This window comes from Enterobacter sp. CP102, assembly GCF_025152625.1.
In the GTDB taxonomy this organism is placed as follows: domain Bacteria; phylum Pseudomonadota; class Gammaproteobacteria; order Enterobacterales; family Enterobacteriaceae; genus Enterobacter; species Enterobacter soli.
In genome coordinates, this window is sequence record NZ_CP104014.1 from 3,088,338 (window position 1) to 3,107,194 (window position 18,857).

Sequence of the window (18,857 nt, forward strand, 5' to 3'; positions counted from 1 at the left end):
CACGGAACAGCAGGAATGAGAGGACGGTAGGGTTGCCAGCGCGGGTGAATACCCGCTCCCTCCAAAGGAGAGAGCGGGCGGGAAAATTTACTGCAATTCAAACTCGCCTTTATTCACGCGAGCGGAATCCACCCCGATAAACACATTGAATTTGCCCGGCTCAGCATCGTACTTCATCTGCTGGTTCCAGAACTTCAGTGCATCCACATCGATCGGGAAGCTGACGGTTTTGGTTTCACCCGGTTTCAGGTTCACCTTATCAAAGCCGCGCAGCTGTTTCACCGGACGGCTCATGGAGGCGGTGACATCCTGAACGTACATCTGAATAACCGTTGCCCCTTCACGTTTGCCGGTGTTGGTCACCTCCACGCTGGCGGTCACTTTGCCGTCACGCTTCAGTGCTGGCGCAGACATTTTCACGTCAGAAACCCTGAAAGTGGTGTAGCTCAGGCCATAACCAAACGGATACAGCGGGCCGTTAGCTTCATCGAAGTAGCGCGAGGTGTACTTGTTCGGCTTGTCGGCATTGTACGGACGACCGGTGTTCAGGTGGCTGTAGTAAACCGGGATCTGCCCAACCGATCGCGGGAAGGACATCGGCAGCTTGCCTGACGGGTTGTAATCGCCAAACAGCACGTCAGCAATAGCGTTACCGCCTTCGGTACCGGCAAACCAGGTTTCCAGAATGGCGTCGGCCTGCTGATCTTCTTTCACCAGCGCCAGCGGACGGCCGTTCATCAGCACCAGCACCAGCGGTTTACCGGTGGCTTTCAGCGCCGCAATCAGGTCGCGCTGACTTTGCGGAATGGTGATGTCGGTACGGCTGGACGCTTCATGCGCCATCCCCTGCGCTTCGCCGACCACGGCCACCACCACGTCGGACTGCTTCGCAGCGGCCACGGCTTCGTCGATCATCTCTTTCGGCGAGCGAGGATCAACTTTCACCGCCTCTTCGTACTGATTCAGGAAGGTGACGATATCTTTATCGTTAGTGACGTTCGCCCCTTTGGCGTACACCACTTTACCGTTGTCACCGATGGCGTTTTTAATGCCGGTCAGAACGGTCACGGACTGATCGGCCACACCGGCCGCAGACCAGCTGCCCATCACATCACGCTTGCTGTCGGCCAGCGGGCCAACCACGGCAATAGTGCCGGATTTTTTCAGCGGCAGCGTTTCCAGACGGTTTTTCAGCAGCACCAGGCTTTCGCGCGCCACGTCACGCGCTTCTTTGCGGTGTAGGCGGCTTTCAGCGTTGGTATCCACCGGGTCGGAATCTTTCGGCCCCAGGTGGCTGTACGGGTCGTTAAACAGCCCCATGTCATATTTCACGTTCAGCACGTGGCGGGTGGCGTCGTCCAGCTCTGCCATCGTCACTTTACCGCTCTTCACCAGCCCCGGCAGGTATTTGCTGTAATACTCGTCGCTCATACTCATGTTGATGCCGGACTTGAGCGCTACGCGCACCGCATCTTCAGGGTCAGACGCCGTACCGTGCTTGATCAGTTCTTTAATCGCGCCGTGGTCAGACACCGTGATGCCTTTAAAGCCCCACTGGTCGCGCAGCACGTCTTTCAGCAGCCAGGCGTCAGAGGTAGCAGGCGTGCCGTTGAGCGAGTTCAGCGCCACCATCACCGCGCCGCTGCCCGCATCCAGACCCGCTTTGTACGGCGGCATATAGTCGTTGAACAGGCGCTGCGAGCTCATGTCGACGGTGTTGTACTCTTTCCCGCCTTCAACTGCGCCGTAAGCCGCGAAGTGCTTGACGCTGGTCATGACCGAATAGCGATCCGCCGGGCTCTTGCCCTGCATCGCTTCAACCATGGTTTTGCCCATCGTCGAGGTCAGATAAGTATCTTCACCAAACCCTTCAGAGGCACGACCCCAGCGCGGATCGCGCGAGACATCCACCATCGGCGCCCAGGTCATGTTCAGGCCGTCATCCGCCGCTTCATAGGCAGAAATACGCCCGACGGTGTTAACCGCGTCGAGGTTAAAGGAGGAGGCTAAGCCCAGGCTAATCGGGAAGACGGTACGCTGGCCGTGCAGCACGTCATAGGCGAAGAACAGCGGGATTTTCAGGCGGCTGAGTTCCATCACCTGATCCTGCATTTTGCGGATATCCTGGCGGGTGACGGTGTTAAAGATCGCCCCGACCTGGCTATCTTTAATCATTTCGCGGATGGCCTCTTTCGGGTTATCCGGGCCAACGCTGATAAGACGAAGCTGACCGATTTTTTCATCGACCGTCATCTTCTTGAGCAATTCAGTGACAAATGCATCACGAGCTTCCGGCGTTAGCGGGTGATTGCCAAACAAATCATCTGCCAGTGCAGGCTGTAACGCCAGACTGACGGCGACCCCTACAGAACAAAGCCATTTCATGTTGTTTTACTCTCTCATCAATAACCGCCGGAAGATCTCGGCCAAACCGTGCGAAAAGCGCAGTTTGCCACAAACCCTCTGAACCTTGCAGGGTTATTCTCTGATTTTTCTCATGAATACTAGACCGCTTAACAGTTTATCGCGCTATGCTTTACAGCGAGAAATTTGCCCCACCACAAGGAGTGGAAGATGTCTTCTGTTCGAACCTACGATAACAATACTTTTATTACCGAACTGTCGCGCCTGGTTGGTCACTCTCACCTGCTCACCGAGCCGGCCAAAACGGCCCGCTACCGCAAGGGATTTCGTTCCGGTCAGGGCGATGCGCTGGCGGTGGTCTTCCCCGGCACGCTGCTGGAACTGTGGCGAGTGCTAAGCGTCTGCGTGGATGCCGACAAGATTATACTGATGCAGGCGGCCAACACCGGCCTGACCGAAGGCTCGACGCCAAACGGCAACGATTACGATCGCGACATCGTGATCATCAGCACCCTGCGCCTGGACAAACTGCACCTGCTGGACAAAGGCGAACAGGTCCTCGCCTTCCCTGGCACCACGCTTTACTCGCTGGAAAAAGCCCTGAAACCGCTGGGACGCGAACCGCATTCGGTGATTGGTTCCTCCTGCATTGGCGCTTCAGTTATTGGCGGCATCTGTAATAACTCCGGCGGCTCGCTGGTGCAGCGCGGTCCCGCGTATACCGAGATGTCGCTGTATGCCCGTATCGATGAAAACGGCAAGCTGACGCTGGTTAACCATCTGGGGATTGATCTGGGTGTGACCCCGGAACAGATCCTCAGCAAGCTCGATGATGACCGTGTAAAAGACGCCGACGTTCAGCATGACGGCCGCCATGCACACGATCATGACTACGTAACGCGCGTGCGTGATATCGACGCCGATACGCCAGCGCGCTATAACGCTGACCCGGACAGGCTGTTTGAGTCTTCCGGCTGTGCAGGCAAACTGGCGGTGTTTGCGGTGCGTCTGGACACCTTCCCGGCAGAGAAAAAACAGCAGGTGTTTTATATCGGCACCAATCAGCCGGACGTGCTGACCGAAATTCGTCGTCATATTCTGGGGGAATTCACCCACCTGCCGGTTGCCGGCGAGTATATGCACCGGGATATTTACGACATCGCCGAGCGCTACGGGAAAGACACCTTCCTGATGATCGACAAACTCGGCACCGACAAAATGCCGTTCTTCTTCACCATGAAGGGCCGCACCGATGCAATGCTCGATAAAGTGTCGCTGTTCAAGCCCCACTTCACCGACCGTTTTATGCAGAAACTGGGCAACGTCTTCCCGGCGCATTTACCGGAGCGGATGAAAACCTGGCGTGATAAATACGAGCACCACCTGCTGCTGAAAATGGCCGGGGACGGTATCGAAGAGGCGCAAACCTGGCTGACGGAGTTCTTCAAAACCGCCGAGGGTGATTTCTTTGCCTGTACGCCAGAAGAAGGCAGCAAAGCCTTCCTGCACCGTTTTGCCGCCGCGGGCGCGGCGATCCGTTATCAGGCGGTTCATGCCGAAGAGGTGGAAGACATTCTGGCGCTGGATATTGCCCTGCGTCGTAACGACACCGAATGGTATGAGCATCTGCCGCCGGAAATTGACAGCAAGCTGGTGCATAAGCTCTATTACGGCCACTTTATGTGTTATGTCTTCCATCAGGATTACATTGTCAAAAAAGGGGTGGACGCGCATGAGCTGAAGGAGCAAATGCTCGCCCTGTTACATGAGCGTGGCGCGCAATATCCGGCCGAACACAACGTCGGGCATCTGTATAAAGCACCAGAAACGTTAACGCGCTTTTATCGCGAGAATGACCCAACAAACAGTATGAATCCCGGCATTGGTAAAACCACGCGGCATAAACACTGGAAAGAGCAGACTGAAACCGTGGATCCTGATACACAAAACATTGATTAATCTGTACAGCCATTTTTAAGAGATTGTTAAGCGTTCCTCAATCGTACTAGAGTAAACGACCGACGCCGGAGAAACGTTTCTCCGGCTTTTTATGACGAGGAGCAAGCACATCATGTCGGCCGTCGATATTTTATCCGAAACCGAAGTTGAAGTGCGCGATGCCCTACCCGACGATGTGCACGCTATCTCGGCAATCTATGCCTGGCATGTACTCCACGGACGCGCGTCGTTCGAGGAAGTTCCCCCTGCGATTGACGAAATGCGCCAGCGAATGAAAAGTGTTGCTGACAGCGGTCTGCCGTGGCTGGTCGCGCTGTATCGCGGCATTGTGGTGGGTTATTGCTATGCCACCCCTTATCGTCCACGTCAGGCCTACCGATATACCCTTGAAGAATCTATCTATGTGGATGCCAGCACCACTGGTCGCGGTTTTGGCACGGCGCTGATGGACGCTCTGATCGCGCGTTGTGAAGAGGGACCATGGCGGCAAATGATCGCCGTTGTCGGCGACGGAAATAACAACCCTGGCTCGTTGCGATTGCATAAAAAGCATGGCTTCGAAGTGGTCGGGCAGTTGCGCAGCGTGGGTTATAAAAAAGGTGACTGGCGGGATACGATTATTATGCAGCGGTCACTGAACGATGGTGACTGGACGCTGCCGGAATAAGCCGCTGTTGCCCGGTGGCGCTACGCTTACCGTGCCTACGGTTTTGTAGGCCGGGTAAGGCGAAGCCGCCACCCGGCACAGACAAACGACTCAGTCGTTTTGCGCGGTAGCCATCTGTTCAGCTTTTTGCTTTTTGTAGCTCAGCGCCGCAGCCGGCACCGGTTGCACTTTCCCGGTTTCAATCCAGGTACGCAAGCGGCTTGCATCCGCGAAGTGGGTATATTTGCCAAAGGCATCCATCACCACCAGCGCCACCGGTTTACCGTTAAACACGGTACGCATCACCAGACAGTGACCCGCCGCATTGGTAAAGCCCGTTTTGGTTAACTGGATATTCCAGTTTTCGCGATACACCAGATGGTTAGTATTACGGAACGGCAGCGTGTACGCAGGATTTGTAAAGGTTGCCATCTCTTCACGCGTAGTGCTGAGCTGGCCAATCAGCGGATACTGTTTGCTGGCAATCAGCAGCTTCGTCAAATCACGTGCGGTAGAGACGTTGTGAATCGACAGCCCGGTAGGCTCAACATAATGGGTGTTGGTCATGCCAAGCGATTTGGCTTTTGCATTCATTGCGCGAATAAACGCGTCATAACCGCCCGGATAATGGTGAGCCAGGCTCGCCGCCGCGCGGTTTTCAGAGGACATCAGCGCCAGCAGCAGCATATTCTTACGGCTGATTTCGCTGTTCAGACGCACGCGAGAATAAATCCCTTTCATTTCTGGCGTCTGGCTAATGTCTACCTTCAGTTTTTCATCCAGCGGCAGTCGTGCATCAAGCACCACCATCGCGGTCATTAATTTGGTGATTGACGCAATCGGGCGCACCAGATCCGGGTGGCTGGAGTAGATCACCTGGTTGGTGTTCAGATCAACAATCATCGCGCTGCCGGAGGCAATTTCCGGTTGTGCAGCGGTGGTCACTGCGGGCGTTTTGGCTAACGCTGGCACAGCAACAGGTGCGCCAAAAATCAGCGCAAGGCTAAGTAAAGAAACTCGGAATTTCAGCATGGTGAGACTTCTGATAATTATTCACGCACGTAATGACGTACACCGCCTGTGTTGAAGGATAAGCACAGGCTGGCTTCGGCATCATAGCGGTCACCGTGCTTTGTCGCCAGCGAAGAATCATGAACAGATGCTGCATTGCTGGCATTTACGCCAGCAATGCAGTGAACTTAAAAGAGACGATATCCATAACCCCAAAGAATAACTGTCAGGGCAAGTAAGGCTTCCAGCACCAGCACACCAATCGCCAGTGTTGAACTGGAGAAGCTAAGCCCCTCTTCTTTGTTGATATTCAGGAAGGTTGGAACCCCCAGATACAGCAGATAACCTGTGTAAAAGAGAGCAATAGTACCGATCAGTGCGCACAGCCAGACCAGTGGATAGAGCGCAACAATACCGCTTAAGAACAGCGGAGTCGCGACATATCCGGCAAAGACCATACAGTGTGCCAGCGACGGGCGTTGTGGATAGTTACGCGCCATCCAGTGAATGACCCGCCCCATGACGGCCACCCCCGCCAGCATGACGCCGTAGAACAGGACGGCAAGATACAGCCCGGTAAACCAGTTAAGCTTCACAACGGTGCCATCACCGAAGTTCCAGCCAATTTGCGTGGTACCTATAAATGCGCAGATCACCGGCACTGCCGCCATCAGCAGCACATGGTGCGTGTAGTGATGCGCAACCGTTTCGTTCTCGCTTCTTATCACGTGCATTTCACGGTCGGGATGGGAAAAGAGTCCCCAGACATGGTTCATAGCGCCCCCTTGTTGTCGGCCCGTCAGCGATACTTCAAGTATAATGCAGGCTTCAGATTATTTTATGTACAACGCTAAAAATGCCGCTTCGGGCAATCTGCTTTCATTGCGCCATTATTGATTCATGGGGTGTATGATTAATGCAGATACTGGCAGGGAGACTACGCTGACTCTATGGATATCAATGGTCTAATTGAACAGTACGGCTACGCAGCGCTGGTGATAGGCAGCGTGGCCGAAGGTGAAACCATCACGCTGCTTGGCGGTGTGATCGCGCATCAGGGGTTGTTGCGTTTCCCGCTGGTGGTGGCTGCCGTGGCACTGGGCGGCATGATTGGCGATCAGCTGCTCTATTTTCTGGGGCTGCGCTTCGGGCCTGCCCTGCTGCAACGATTTTCAAAACACCGTAAGAAAATCCGCCGCGCCCAGCGGCTCATTCAGCGTCATCCGTACCTGTTTGTGATTGGCACGCGCTTTATGTACGGCTTTCGCATTATCGGGCCGATCCTGATTGGCGCCAGCCGTCTGCCGCCTAAAATTTTCCTGCCGTTAAATATTCTTGGCGCCATCGCCTGGGCGTTGATTTTTACCACGCTGGGCTATCTCGGCGGTGAGGTCATTGGCCCGTGGCTGCACAACCTTGATCAGCACGTTAAGCACTGGGCATGGCTGATTCTGGTGGTTGGGGCGGTGATTGCCGTGCGCATCTGGCTCAAACGCCGCGACGATAAGCGGGAGTGAAAATGAGCTCCCGCCACGCCCGTTACCCGTGGTGATAGCCCCCGCCCAGCGCGGAGGTCAGCTGGAGCGATGCGTCCAGGTACTGCCCTTTCAGGGTCAGCCCGGCAATTTTTTCCTGTAGCGCGGGAATTTTGGCCTCGCTGACGCGTGAACCGGCAATTAACCCGGCGCTAAAGCGCGCCTGAGCAAGGTTCACCACCCGTGCAGCATCGCGTTCCACTTTCTGCTGCTGCTGATTTTTGCTGGCCAGCGTTTCAACTTCACTGGCGGTTCGCGCCACCTGATTCACCGCATCCACGACGGCTTTGTTGTAATCGGCAACGCTCAGGTTGTTTTGCGCCTGGGCAATATCCAGCTGTGCATTCAGCCGGCCGCTATCGAAGATAGGCAGCGTAAACCCGGCCGTGACGCCCATCTGCTGTGCAGAGTGGCGGAACAGGTCGCTCAGGTGCAGGGCATCCTGTTGCAGGAAGGCCATCAGGTTGAAGTCCGGGTAGAACGCCGCTTTGGCGGCATCAACATTGCTCATGGACGCTTCAATGTACCAGTGTGCTTCCTGAAGATCCGGGCGACGCGCCAGCAGCTCATAACCCAGCGTTGTCGGTAACGCGGCCTCAACCGCAGGTAAATCATGGTGGGCCAGTTTCACCGACGACGAGTTGGTCAGCGCCTGTAATCTCGCCTCAATGACTTTCATCTTGCCGCTCACTTCGGCAATACGCTCATCAGTTTTGCTGGCGTTAATATCTGTCTCCACCCCTTCGATGGATGACGTGATCCCGTGCTGATAAAGCTCTTTATCCGCTGAGATAATCGAATTTTGTTCCTGCCTGATGTCGCTTAACACGGTGTTGATCGCCGACTCGGTTTGCCACTCCCAGTAAAGCCGTGCCACGCTGCTGGCCAGCAGTTGCCGGGTCTGTTCCAGCTCGGCTTTCTGAGCGTTAATTTTACCGATACGCGCCTCAACGAGATCGCGGTTTTTACCCCACAGATCCAGGTCCCAGCCCGCCGTCACGCCAAAGGTGCCGTTGGTATACCACGGGCCGGTCGTACCCGCTGCCGGGTCGGTTATCGCGAAGGGCCCCATTAACCCTTCGGCAGACATTTTTTGCCGTTCAACATCTGCGGATATATCGATCTGCGGGCCATCGGCGGCCATGGCGGCTTTAGCCTGCGCTTCCGCAAGCGTAATGCGCTGCCGGGCGATTTGCATATCTGGCGCATCGTTCAGGGCTTTCGTAATCAGCGCGTTAAGCTGCGGATCGCCATAAGCTGTCCACCATTCGCTTTTCGGCCAGTCGGTATGGCTCAGCTGTGTTGCCACCGAGGCGTTTACCGCTTGTGTTCCGATGGGGGCTACCGTGGAATGTTGCGGTGCGCAGGCGGTAAGAATAAATAAAAGAGGAGCACTCAGAGATATAAAAAGAGACGGTTTCATTACGCCATTCACTCAAAAAATAAAGGCGCAAATTACCCCTGTAAAACTTCTTTTTTTTAGGAAACTGTGGCAATCCGTAATTTGTTATACAAATTCACGTTTAGAAAAATATTCAGCGCACGAATTAATTAAATATATTTTATATCCAAACTAATTATTAACCCGACAGAAATAAAACCTGCCGGGTTAATAACAATTATCTTACACTTTCAGTGACGCACCTTTTGTGGCAATCACTTCTTTATACCAGTGGAAACTTTTCTTACGGCTGCGCGCCAGCGTCCCGTTTCCGCTATCGTCACGGTCGACATAAATAAAGCCGTAACGTTTAGACAGTTCTGCTTTCGAGGCACTCACCAGGTCGATTGGCCCCCAGCTGGTATAGCCCATGACCTCTACGCCATCGTCAATCGCCTCGCGCACCTGGACCAGGTGATCGTTGAGATAGCTGATACGGTAGTCGTCCTGCACCACGCCGTCGGCATCTGGTTTATCTTTCGCACCCAGACCGTTTTCCACAATGAACAGCGGCTTCTGATAGCGATCCCACAGCACGTTCAGCAGGGTGCGCAGGCCAACCGGGTCAATCTGCCAGCCCCACTCGGAGCTTGCGAGGTGCGGGTTTGGCACCATGCTCAGGATATTGCCGCGCGCCTGCTGGTTCAGCGCTTCATCGGTGGTCACACAGCCGGTCATGTAGTAGCTGAACGAGATGAAATCGATGGTCGATTTCAGCGCATCGCGATCCGCATCGGTAATCTCCAGCTGAATGCCATTATCACGGAAGAAACGCAGCATGTAGCCCGGATAGGCGCCACGGCACTGCACATCGCCGAAGAACTGCCAGGCGCGGTTTTCCTGAAGCGCTTCCAGCACATCTTCTGGTTTACAGGTCAGCGGATACATCAGGCCGCCCAGCAGCATGTTGCCAATTCTGGCGTCAGGGATAATGTCATGGCAGGCTTTTACCGCCAGCGCGCTGGCCACCAGTTGATGGTGGATAGCCTGATACACCTCACCTTTACTGCTGGTTTCCGGCAGGCCAACACCGGTCATCGGCGCGTGCAGAGACATGTTGATCTCGTTGAAGGTCAGCCACAGCTTGACCTTCTCTTTGTAACGCGAAAACACAGTGCGGGCGTAACGTTCGAAGAAACCAATGACCTGACGGCTGCCCCAGCCGCCATACTGCTTCACCAGTCCCCACGGCATTTCATAGTGCGACAGCGTAACCAGCGGTGTGATGTTGTGCGCGGCCAGTTCGTCGAACAGCTTGTCGTAAAACGCCAGGCCCGCTTCATTTGGCTGTTGTTCATCCCCGTTCGGGAAGATACGCGTCCAGGCAATCGAGACACGCAGGCAGCTAAAGCCCATCTCGGCAAACAGGGCGATGTCTTCCGGGTAGCGGTGATAGAAATCGATCGCCACATCTTTAATGCCGTTGTCACCCGCCACACGCTCCACTACCGGGCCAAACACCCCCTGCGGCTGGACGTCAGAGGTGGACAACCCTTTGCCATCAGTCAGGTAAGCACCTTCTACCTGATTCGCGGCTACCGCGCCGCCCCATAAAAAATCATCCGGGAAAGTTTTCATCACGTTCTCCTGTTATTGATGGCTTACGCTGAGTAACGGGGTTCCGGCGTTGACGGACGTCGCCGCCACGGTCACCACTTCACGGTACTCGTCGCTGTTACTGATAATAATCGGGGTCGCCAGATCGTATCCGGCATCAAGAATGGCCTGACGATCAAACTCCAGCAGCAGGTCGCCCGGTTGTACTTTGTCTCCCACCTTCACGTGGGCAGTAAACGGCTTGCCGTCAAGTTTCACGGTGTCGATCCCCACGTGGATCAACACTTCAATGCCACTTTCACTGAGCAGACCGATGGCATGTTTGGTCTGGAACAGCGAGGCCACTTCACCGGCAAATGGCGCAATCACCTTGTTATCCGCCGGAATAATCGCCGCACCGTTGCCCAGCAGGCCGCTGGCAAAGGTGGCATCCGGCACCTGGTCCAGCGCCAGCACGGTACCGGTCATCGGCGACAGCACATCGTTTTCACCCACGCTCGCCGGTACGGCCGTTTCCGGCGCGGTACGCCCTGGCATTCCCGCCACCAGCGTCAGACCGCAGCTCAGCACCAGTGCCACAACGGTACCGATAATGCCGCCCCAAAGGGTTGCATCCACGCCACCTGGCGGGATCATCTGCGCGATGGTAAAGATATTGGCGAAGCCGAACGAATAGACATGGGTATCGCTAAATCCAACAATCGCCCCGCCAATCGCCCCGGCCACACAGCCAAAGATAAACGGGCGACGTAGCGGCAGGTTAACGCCATACACCGCCGGTTCGGTAATCCCGAAAATCCCTGCCGTCACGGATGACCCCGCCAGCATTTTCTGGCGTGCATCACGGGTACGCAGGAAGATGCCGAGCGCCGCGCCTACCTGCCCGAACACCGCAGGCAACAGCATCGGCAGCATGGAGTCGTGACCCAGCACGGCCAGGTTGTTGATCATCAGCGGCACCAGCCCCCAGTGCAGACCGAAGATCACGCAGACCTGCCACAGCGCGCCCATAGCCGCGCCCGCCAGCCACGGCGCCAGCACGTAAATCCACTGGTAGCCGTTCGCCAGCATCTGGCTCAGCCAGGTCGCCAGCGGGCCAATCACCAGGAAGGTCAGAGGCACGGTAATGCCTAAGCAGATCAGCGGCGCGAAGAAGTTTTTCATCGACGGCGGCAGAAGCTTCGTGCTCTGTTTTTCCAGCCAGCAGCTCACCCAGGCTGCGAGGATAATCGGGATAACCGACGAACTGTAATTGAACCAGGTCACCGGAATACCGAGGAATGCATCAGCCACCGCACCCGGCTGCTGGCTGGCGGTAAACGCCGAGATCATCAGTGGGTGTGTCAGTGCGCCACCAATCACCATGGTAATAAACGGGTTGCCGCCAAACTTCTTCCCTGCGGTGTAGCCCAGCACCAGCGGGAAGAAGAAGAACAGTGCGTCACTGGCCGCAAACCAGATTTTATAGGTCCCGCTGTCTGTTGTGAGCCAGCCGCACACCACCGCCAGAGCCAGCAGACCTTTCAGGATCCCCGATGCCGCCAGGATGCCGATAAACGGCGTGAAAATCCCGGAGACGATGTCAATCAGACGTCCCAGCAGGTTACCCTTTTCACCCTTATCTTCCACGACCGGCGTATCATCCGTCAGCCCTGCTTCGCTACGCACCGCTTTCCAGACGCTGTTCACATGGTTGCCAATCACCACCTGAAACTGGCCGCCGCTTTCGACAACCATAATCACGCCCGGATTTTTCTTCAGCCCTTCGGCGTTCGCTTTTTGATTGTCTTTCAGTTTGAAGCGCAGTCGGGTGGCGCAATGCACCAGACTGACAATGTTCTCTTTTCCGCCAACGTGGCCGAGAATATCCTTCGCTAAAGCCTGGTATTCCATCTCGATTTCCTTACATCTGATGCCCGCAGGCACCTGTTGACTGAGTATAAAAATAAAAAAACCCGAGAACGTCCTCCTTTCGAAGGCCGCGCTCAGGTTTTGCCTGCGTTATGCAGTAACAATCCAGATTTTGAGGCTTAACGCCCCTCTTTTCTCACCCGTTCAATATGAATGGCGAGGAACATAATTTCTTCGGTTGTCAGCTCACGCTGATAACTTTTCTGCAAATGCTGCGCGATTTTCTCGGCGCACTTCCAGGCTTTTGCGTAGTTGTCTTTCACCGCCGTATGCAGTGATACATCATCGTCTTCCACCACGGTGCGGGTGAGCATCCGCTGAGCAAAGAACTTCAGATGAGTCACAAAACGCTGATAGCTTAACGACTCTTCGTCGTACTCCAGATGCAGCTGGTATTTCACCAGTTGCAGGATCTCCTGCATGACCCGGGTAACGTGCATCACTTCCGGCATTTCGCTGTTCAGCTGCGCGGTCACCAGATGCAGCGCGATAAACCCGGCCTCATCCTCCGCCAGTTCGACATTCAGGCGTTTGGCGATAATGGCCCGCGCCTCCTGCCCCAGTTCGAACTCTTTTGGATACAGGCGTTTAATATCCCACAGCAGCACGTTTTTGATTGCCAGCCCTTTCTTTTGCCGTTCAATCGCAAAGTAGCAGTGGTCGGTTAAGGTGATATACAAACTGTCCTGCAATTTCCCTAACCGCTGCGCGGCCAGCCCAATAATGCGGTCACAGGTGGTCATCACTTCCAGCGGGATCTGGCTCAGCAGTTCCCCCAGTCGACGCACCAGTTCGTCACTTTGCAGCGCGAACACTTTTTCGACAAGCGCAGTATCCAGCTCTTCACCGACGCGTTTCTGGAAGGCCAGTCCTCGGCCCATCACAACCTGTTCGCGCCCGCGTTCATCCTGAACAACCACCACATTATTATTAAGAATTTTGGCGATTTTCATCGGAACCCCAGAAACAAAAAAACCTGACCTCCGGCAGATGCCAGAAAATCAGGTTTTGCCTGCCTAAGCAGTAACAATCCAGTTCTGGCACTCTATCAGTTTCATTCGTAGCCTCAATGTGTCACGAGCAAAAACGTGACGCAGATCGTACTTGCTACGCTTTAATCAGAAGGTCACGACGGTTTTCAGCTCGGTTACCCATGCATCCTGAGTGCGGGCAACCCCGCCCGGATGGTGCCAGTACTGAATACCCGGCTGCAGCTCCAGCCAGGATACCGGGCGGAAGCGGTAATAGAATTCACCGTTCACCGAGTGACCCGGAACCGGGTGATACGCCGGATCGTTATAGTCAGAAACACCGCTCAGGGAATTCAGATAGCGCTGGTTACGCGCGTACTGGCTGCTCATATCAATCCAGGTCAGACCAAAGCCAATCCAGTCATCCGGGCGGGCGTCAAACAGCCCACGGTAGCGCAGCGAGGCGGCGTAGACCTGGTGCATATAGTTACTGCTTTGGTCGGCAAGGCTCATGCTGACAGAGGTGCTGAGGCCGCGATTAGGATCGTCCTGATGCCGCGTCAGCTGTTGGTTCAGCCCGGCATACATAAACCATGTCCGGTTGTGCTCTTCGTAGCCTTGCGGGTCACTTGCCCCTGCACCACCCGATTTTCCGCGATAGAGGTCAGCCTGCGGCGCATTGGTAAATACTACTCCCAGGTTGTACGCCCCCGGCAGGCCGTTAATCAGCGGACGGGCTTCGATTTCAACCGGCAGTAAGACGCCCTGGCTGCCTTTCGTCGACCAGCTCCAGGCGTGGTTACGGCTGGAGGCATCCGGGTTTTGCTCCATCACGCCGCCTTTTAAGGTGACGGTTGGCGTCACTTTATACTCAAGTGTGGTGCCCCAGGTGTGGACGTTCCAGTTGTTCCAGGTCAGCGAGTTGGCCGATTTCCCGCCGCACTGGGAGAGCATCTGGAAGTCGCACGGGATGATTTGGTCGAAGGTTTGCACCTTGTTCATCATCCCGATACGCCAGGTCAGGCGGCGGTCGTCGAAGCTACGGGCAAAGGTTAGCCAGCCCAGACGGGTAATGGATTGCCCTCCCCAGCTCTCCTGGGTCAGGTCGTTAAAGTTAACGCGCGGATCCTGCACACGTTTGGTGGTGAGATCGTCATTGTGGTTACGGTTGACGATATTCCCTTCAATACGTGCATCCGGGATACCGGTCCAGCGCTCCAGATCCTGATTGAAGGTCAACGCAAACTGGTCAATGTAGGCCACATGGGAGTCGTGGTTGTATCCCCCGCCGCCATTCCAGGCGATTTCATTCAGATACCCCAGGTTGTAGGTAAACCCGTTGTCATTGAGGATCTTACGAATGCCGAGCATATCGCCCAGGATCGGGTCGGGCGGCGCTTCAAAACCTAACACCGTCCCGTTCCACTCCTGCGCCATCGACAAAGGAGAAACCGTCAATAAGGCAAGTGCGCACAGCTTATAGTGAATATTTTTATATGCCATAATTAAACCTGTGATTGAGTATTTAGTGCGTAACCGGTCGCAGGCAATTTATATATCGCCTGTCATCATTAAATTTATTTTGGTAATAGCAGTCCGTGCAGTTATTCAATAACCACAAATGTCGCCCTGCTTTATTTCTTCGTTTCGCGTTAAGGCAAATGTCTCTCCTGCGTAAATGACAGGCAAAAAAAAACCTAAGCGCTCCACAGCGATGAGTGCCGTGGAACGCTTAGGTTTTGCCTGTTAACCAGTAACAATCCTGCGTTGAAAACAGTGGCACCTTAACACCCTCGTGCCACATTGAAAACCGGATTTGTTTTATATTTTAAAAAAGTGTGAGCAAATTAACGCTTATTATTTTGACTGAATGACGCGCGCAATATCGGCCGATGTCTGTAACGTGCGGATCTCCTGGAATAATCCCAGCGCCTCAGAATATTCTTTACGCAAATAGCTCAGCCACTGTTTAATTCGCGCGACGTGATACAAACCGGTATCCCCCTGCTTTTCCAGGCGGGTATATTTTTGCAGTAAGGTGACGACATCCCGCCAGGCCATGCGCGGCTCGTTGTATTTCACTACCCTGCTGAGGTTGGGCACGTTAAGGGCGCCGCGACCAATCATCACCGCATCACAACCGGTCTCTTTCAGACAGGCCTGCGCGCTGGCGTAATCCCAGATTTCGCCGTTGGCGATAACGGGAATGGTAAGTCGTTTGCGGATCTCGCCAATTGCCTGCCAGTTGATGCGTTCGGCTTTATAGCCATCTTCTTTGGTACGGCCATGTACCACCAGTTCGCTAGCCCCGGCCTGCTGCACCGCATCGGCAATTTCGAACTGCCGTGCATCACTGTCCCAGCCCAGACGCACTTTTACCGTCACCGGCAGATGCGTGGGCACGGCTTCACGCATGGCTTTCGCGCCACGGTAAATCAGCTCCGGATCTTTGAGCAAGGTTGCCCCGCCGCCGCTACCGTTCACCAGCTTAGACGGGCAGCCGCAGTTGAGATCAACCCCATACGAGCCCAGCTCAACCGCGCGGACGGCGTTTTCCGCCAGCCATTCAGGGTACTGACCCAACAGCTGAATACGCACCAGCGTGCCGGAGGTGGTACGGCTCTGACGATGCAGCTCCGGGCAGAGTCGGTAGAATGATTTTGCTGGCAGCAACATATCGACCACGCGCAAAAACTCCGTCACGCAGAGATCGTAATCGTTCACCTCGGTCAGAAGCTCGCGCACAAGAGAGTCGAGCACGCCTTCCATTGGGGCCAGTAAAACACGCATATCAGTACCTGTGAAAAAAGACGCGCTATGGTAGCCGCTCTCTATAGCGCTGGGAAGCCCTTCTGCTCAGGAAGAAATTCCCCGGGCGTAGCCCCCATAACCGAACGAAACGCCGCAGCGAATGCCGCCGGGCCGGAAAACCCCAGTTTCCAGGCCACCTGCTTTACCGGCATGGCGTTGGCCAGGAGATCGAGCGAGGCACAAATCCTTGCACGCTGGCGCCAGACGCGGAAGCTGAATCCGGTATCTTTGATAAACAGCCGCGTAAAAGTGCGCTCTGACATCGTCGCCCGTTCCGCCAGCTGTTCCATCGGCACAGTCCAGAGATCGCCGGCAATGATGTCACGGGCAACCCGGTGCAATCGCTCATCGACCGGCATCGGTAGCTCCGCTGAAATGTGCTGCGTTTCACTGAGGATCTCCAGCAGTAAAACGGCCATACTGCGCTGGCTCGTTGGCCGGTACTCCGCGCTGAACAACCCGGCAATCAGCTCCTTAAACAGCGGCGTTGCCATGATCACGTGAACCTCGTCTCTGCGCATAAACGGCTCGCAGCGAGCGATAAGCGTGGGGCTGAACCACACCGCGCGCAGTTCCGTGGCGGACAACACGCTGTAGGTATGTTCCTGAAAAGGCGGGATCCACAATGCGCGCTGCGGGGGGATCACCCAGCGTTTGCTGCCCGTTTCCACCAGCATGACCCCTTTGGTGGCAAACAGCAGCTGGCCTTGCGGATGATGATGCGGGGGATCCACTTCGCCACGCGCATAGCGAATCGCCCCTCTCGACCAGCCGATGGCATCGTCGTGAATTGGCGTTCTGTCTATAATGGTTGGCATTTCGCAATCCTCCCTTCCCGTTAAGATGCTGCTTGTACACTTAACCTGAAGGATACGCAATGCACATCCATTTTATTATTCACGAGCATTTCGAAGCGCCCGGCGCTTATGAGATCTGGGGTAAACAGCATGGTCACACCCTGACCTGCTCCAGAGTCTATAAAGAGGAGCCCTTGCCGGAAAAGCTGGACGACATCGATATGCTTATCGTGATGGGCGGACCGCAGTCGCCAGCAACCACGCTTCAGGAGTGCCCGTGGTTTGACGCCAGGGCAGAGATGGCCGTCATTCGCCGCGCCATTCAGGCAGGTAAAATGGTGATTGGTGTTTGTCTCGGCTCCCAGCTTATCGGCGAGGCTCTGGGGGCCACGTTCAGCCACAGCCCGGAAAAAGAGATCGGTAAGTTTCCCATTACCCTCACTGAGGCGGGTAAAGCAAACCCGCTGTTCGCCGGGTTTGGCAGCAAACTGGCGGTGGGCCACTGGCATAACGATATGCCAGGGTTAATGCCACAGGCGAAAATCCTGGCGTACAGCGAAGGTTGTCCGCGCCAGATAGTGGAGTACAGCGAGCGGGTTTACGGTTTCCAGTGTCACCCGGAGCTGACGCCAGAGGTGGTTGAACTGCTTATCGCGCATTCGCAAAGCGACTTACGCCAGGCGGGGGAATTGCGCTTTGTAGAAACGCCTGAACAATTACGCTCGCATGACTACCAGGAAATGAATCAGGCGTTGTTTTCGTTTCTGGATAAGCTCACCGCCCGCTACGGGGGTTAATCCGGGATCGTCTCGTCAGGGCGCAGCGTCAGCACTTCAAAGCCATCGGCTGTAACGGCAATGGTATGCTCCCACTGGGCCGACAGTTTTTTATCGCGGGTGACCACCGTCCAGCCATCTTTTTTGGTTTTGATCCGGCTGTCGCCCTGATTCACCATCGGCTCAATGGTAAACACCATTCCCTCTTTCAGCACCGCGCCTTCACCCGGTTTGCCGTAGTGCAGTACCTGCGGATCTTCGTGCATCTCTTTGCCCACGCCGTGTCCGCAATATTCGCGCACCACACTATAGCCATTGCCTTCAACATGTGACTGAATAGCGTGTCCAATGTCCCCAAGCGTTGCGCCAGGTTTCACCGCCTTGATCCCTTTCCACATCGCTTCATAGGTTTTTTTCACCAGCCGACGCGCCAGCGGTGACACGTCACCAATCAGGTACATTTTGCTGGAGTCGGCAATCAGGCCGCCTTTCTCAAGGGTGATATCCACGTTAACGATCGACCCGCTTTTCAGGTGCTCCGACTCTTTCGGGATCCCGTGGCAAACAACCTCGTTCACTGAGGTGTTCAGCACGTATGGAAAGTCATACTGCCCTTTACTGGCCGGGCGAGAGTGCAGCTCATTGACAATAAAATCTTCCACCCGGTTGTTGATTGCCATTGTCGTGACGCCGGGCTGGATAAATCCGTCTAACATGGTAAACACGGAGGCGAGCAGTTCACCGGCATGGCGCTGTGTTGCCAGCTCGTCAGCGGTTTTAATGATTATTGACGGCATTGATCACCTCCAGCAGACGGTCGGATCCTGATTTCAGCATCATCATCTTAATTTGTTGGTAGTTAAGTTCAGGATAGAGTTCGCACAGCATCCCCAGACGGAGCCAGTATTCGGCCTGTGCGTTCACCGAACGCGACATAGCCTTGCTGGCATCACGGATGTCGTCATGCAGCAGGTCAGATATTTTTACGATTCCCATTTATACATACCGTAACGATTCATATATGAAACATATATTCTCATTTAACCGGCGCGCTGTCCATTTGTGGAAATGCCCGACG

At 55.0% G+C, this 18,857-nt stretch carries 15 protein-coding genes and 1 pseudogene; 4 read left to right on the forward strand and 12 right to left on the reverse strand.

Annotation, left to right across the window (positions count from 1 at the left end; all coding sequences use genetic code 11):
• Positions 1–87: 87 nt before the first annotated feature.
• On the reverse strand, positions 88–2,385 hold the full coding sequence (bglX, locus tag N1249_RS14610) for a beta-glucosidase BglX (RefSeq protein ID WP_259830436.1): 2,298 nt from the start codon (positions 2,383–2,385) through the stop codon (positions 88–90).
• Positions 2,386–2,574: 189 nt separating this feature from the next.
• Between bglX and dld the strand changes: the two genes are divergently transcribed.
• Both dld and N1249_RS14620 read left to right on the forward strand, forming a co-directional pair.
• Positions 2,575–4,323: a D-lactate dehydrogenase gene (gene dld, locus N1249_RS14615; protein ID WP_259830438.1), complete on the forward strand. Its 1,749-nt coding sequence runs from the start codon at positions 2,575–2,577 to the stop codon at positions 4,321–4,323.
• A 112-nt stretch (positions 4,324–4,435) separates the two neighbouring features.
• Entirely contained in the window at positions 4,436–4,990 is a 555-nt protein-coding gene (locus N1249_RS14620) for a GNAT family N-acetyltransferase (RefSeq protein ID WP_217188436.1), read from the forward strand.
• Between the two features lie 90 nt (positions 4,991–5,080).
• Here N1249_RS14620 and pbpG read toward each other — a convergent pair whose 3' ends face one another.
• Both pbpG and N1249_RS14630 read right to left on the reverse strand, forming a co-directional pair.
• Complete coding sequence (gene pbpG / locus N1249_RS14625; protein WP_259830444.1) at positions 5,081–6,001, reverse strand: D-alanyl-D-alanine endopeptidase; 921 nt, start codon at positions 5,999–6,001, stop codon at positions 5,081–5,083.
• A 167-nt stretch (positions 6,002–6,168) separates the two neighbouring features.
• Positions 6,169–6,756, reverse strand: a complete 588-nt coding sequence (locus N1249_RS14630) for a Yip1 family protein (RefSeq protein WP_259830446.1) — start codon at positions 6,754–6,756, stop codon at positions 6,169–6,171.
• Positions 6,757–6,930: 174 nt separating this feature from the next.
• Between N1249_RS14630 and N1249_RS14635 the strand changes: the two genes are divergently transcribed.
• Positions 6,931–7,497 (forward strand): DedA family protein, encoded by a 567-nt coding sequence (locus N1249_RS14635; RefSeq protein WP_257273516.1) that lies wholly within the window; start codon positions 6,931–6,933, stop codon positions 7,495–7,497.
• 22 nt (positions 7,498–7,519) lie between these two features.
• Here N1249_RS14635 and mdtQ read toward each other — a convergent pair whose 3' ends face one another.
• The 7 genes and pseudogenes from mdtQ to N1249_RS14670 all read right to left on the reverse strand — a co-directional run bounded on the left by mdtQ (position 7,520) and on the right by N1249_RS14670 (position 17,024).
• Positions 7,520–8,938, reverse strand: a complete 1,419-nt coding sequence (mdtQ, locus tag N1249_RS14640; RefSeq protein ID WP_259830453.1) for a multidrug resistance outer membrane protein MdtQ — start codon at positions 8,936–8,938, stop codon at positions 7,520–7,522.
• A gap of 201 nt (positions 8,939–9,139) precedes the next feature.
• Positions 9,140–10,534 (reverse strand): glycoside hydrolase family 1 protein, encoded by a 1,395-nt coding sequence (locus N1249_RS14645; RefSeq protein ID WP_259830455.1) that lies wholly within the window; start codon positions 10,532–10,534, stop codon positions 9,140–9,142.
• Positions 10,535–10,546: 12 nt separating this feature from the next.
• A pseudogene (gene bglF, locus N1249_RS14650) lies at positions 10,547–12,518 on the reverse strand (PTS beta-glucoside transporter subunit IIABC).
• Positions 12,519–12,543: 25 nt separating this feature from the next.
• Positions 12,544–13,377, reverse strand: a complete 834-nt coding sequence (gene bglG / locus N1249_RS14655; protein ID WP_014071014.1) for a transcriptional antiterminator BglG — start codon at positions 13,375–13,377, stop codon at positions 12,544–12,546.
• Positions 13,378–13,542: 165 nt separating this feature from the next.
• Positions 13,543–14,898 (reverse strand): carbohydrate porin, encoded by a 1,356-nt coding sequence (locus tag N1249_RS14660; RefSeq protein ID WP_409193145.1) that lies wholly within the window; start codon positions 14,896–14,898, stop codon positions 13,543–13,545.
• Between the two features lie 354 nt (positions 14,899–15,252).
• A complete protein-coding gene (gene dusC / locus N1249_RS14665) occupies positions 15,253–16,185 on the reverse strand; it encodes a tRNA dihydrouridine(16) synthase DusC (RefSeq protein ID WP_259830458.1) in 933 nt (310 codons plus the stop codon).
• A gap of 41 nt (positions 16,186–16,226) precedes the next feature.
• Positions 16,227–17,024: a helix-turn-helix domain-containing protein gene (locus N1249_RS14670; protein ID WP_259830460.1), complete on the reverse strand. Its 798-nt coding sequence runs from the start codon at positions 17,022–17,024 to the stop codon at positions 16,227–16,229.
• Positions 17,025–17,083: 59 nt separating this feature from the next.
• Between N1249_RS14670 and N1249_RS14675 the strand changes: the two genes are divergently transcribed.
• Positions 17,084–17,800, forward strand: a complete 717-nt coding sequence (locus tag N1249_RS14675) for a type 1 glutamine amidotransferase (protein WP_259830462.1) — start codon at positions 17,084–17,086, stop codon at positions 17,798–17,800.
• Here the strand turns inward: N1249_RS14675 and map are convergent.
• Positions 17,797–18,576: a type I methionyl aminopeptidase gene (gene map, locus N1249_RS14680; RefSeq protein WP_259830467.1), complete on the reverse strand. Its 780-nt coding sequence runs from the start codon at positions 18,574–18,576 to the stop codon at positions 17,797–17,799. The two genes, N1249_RS14675 and map, sit on opposite strands and share 4 nt — an antisense overlap.
• The gene (locus N1249_RS14685) at positions 18,557–18,775 is read right to left on the reverse strand and encodes a ParD-like family protein (RefSeq protein WP_014071020.1); all 219 of its coding nucleotides are present in this window, start codon (positions 18,773–18,775) and stop codon (positions 18,557–18,559) included. Before N1249_RS14685 ends, map begins: the two co-directional genes overlap by 20 nt.
• Positions 18,776–18,857: the final 82 nt, after the last annotated feature.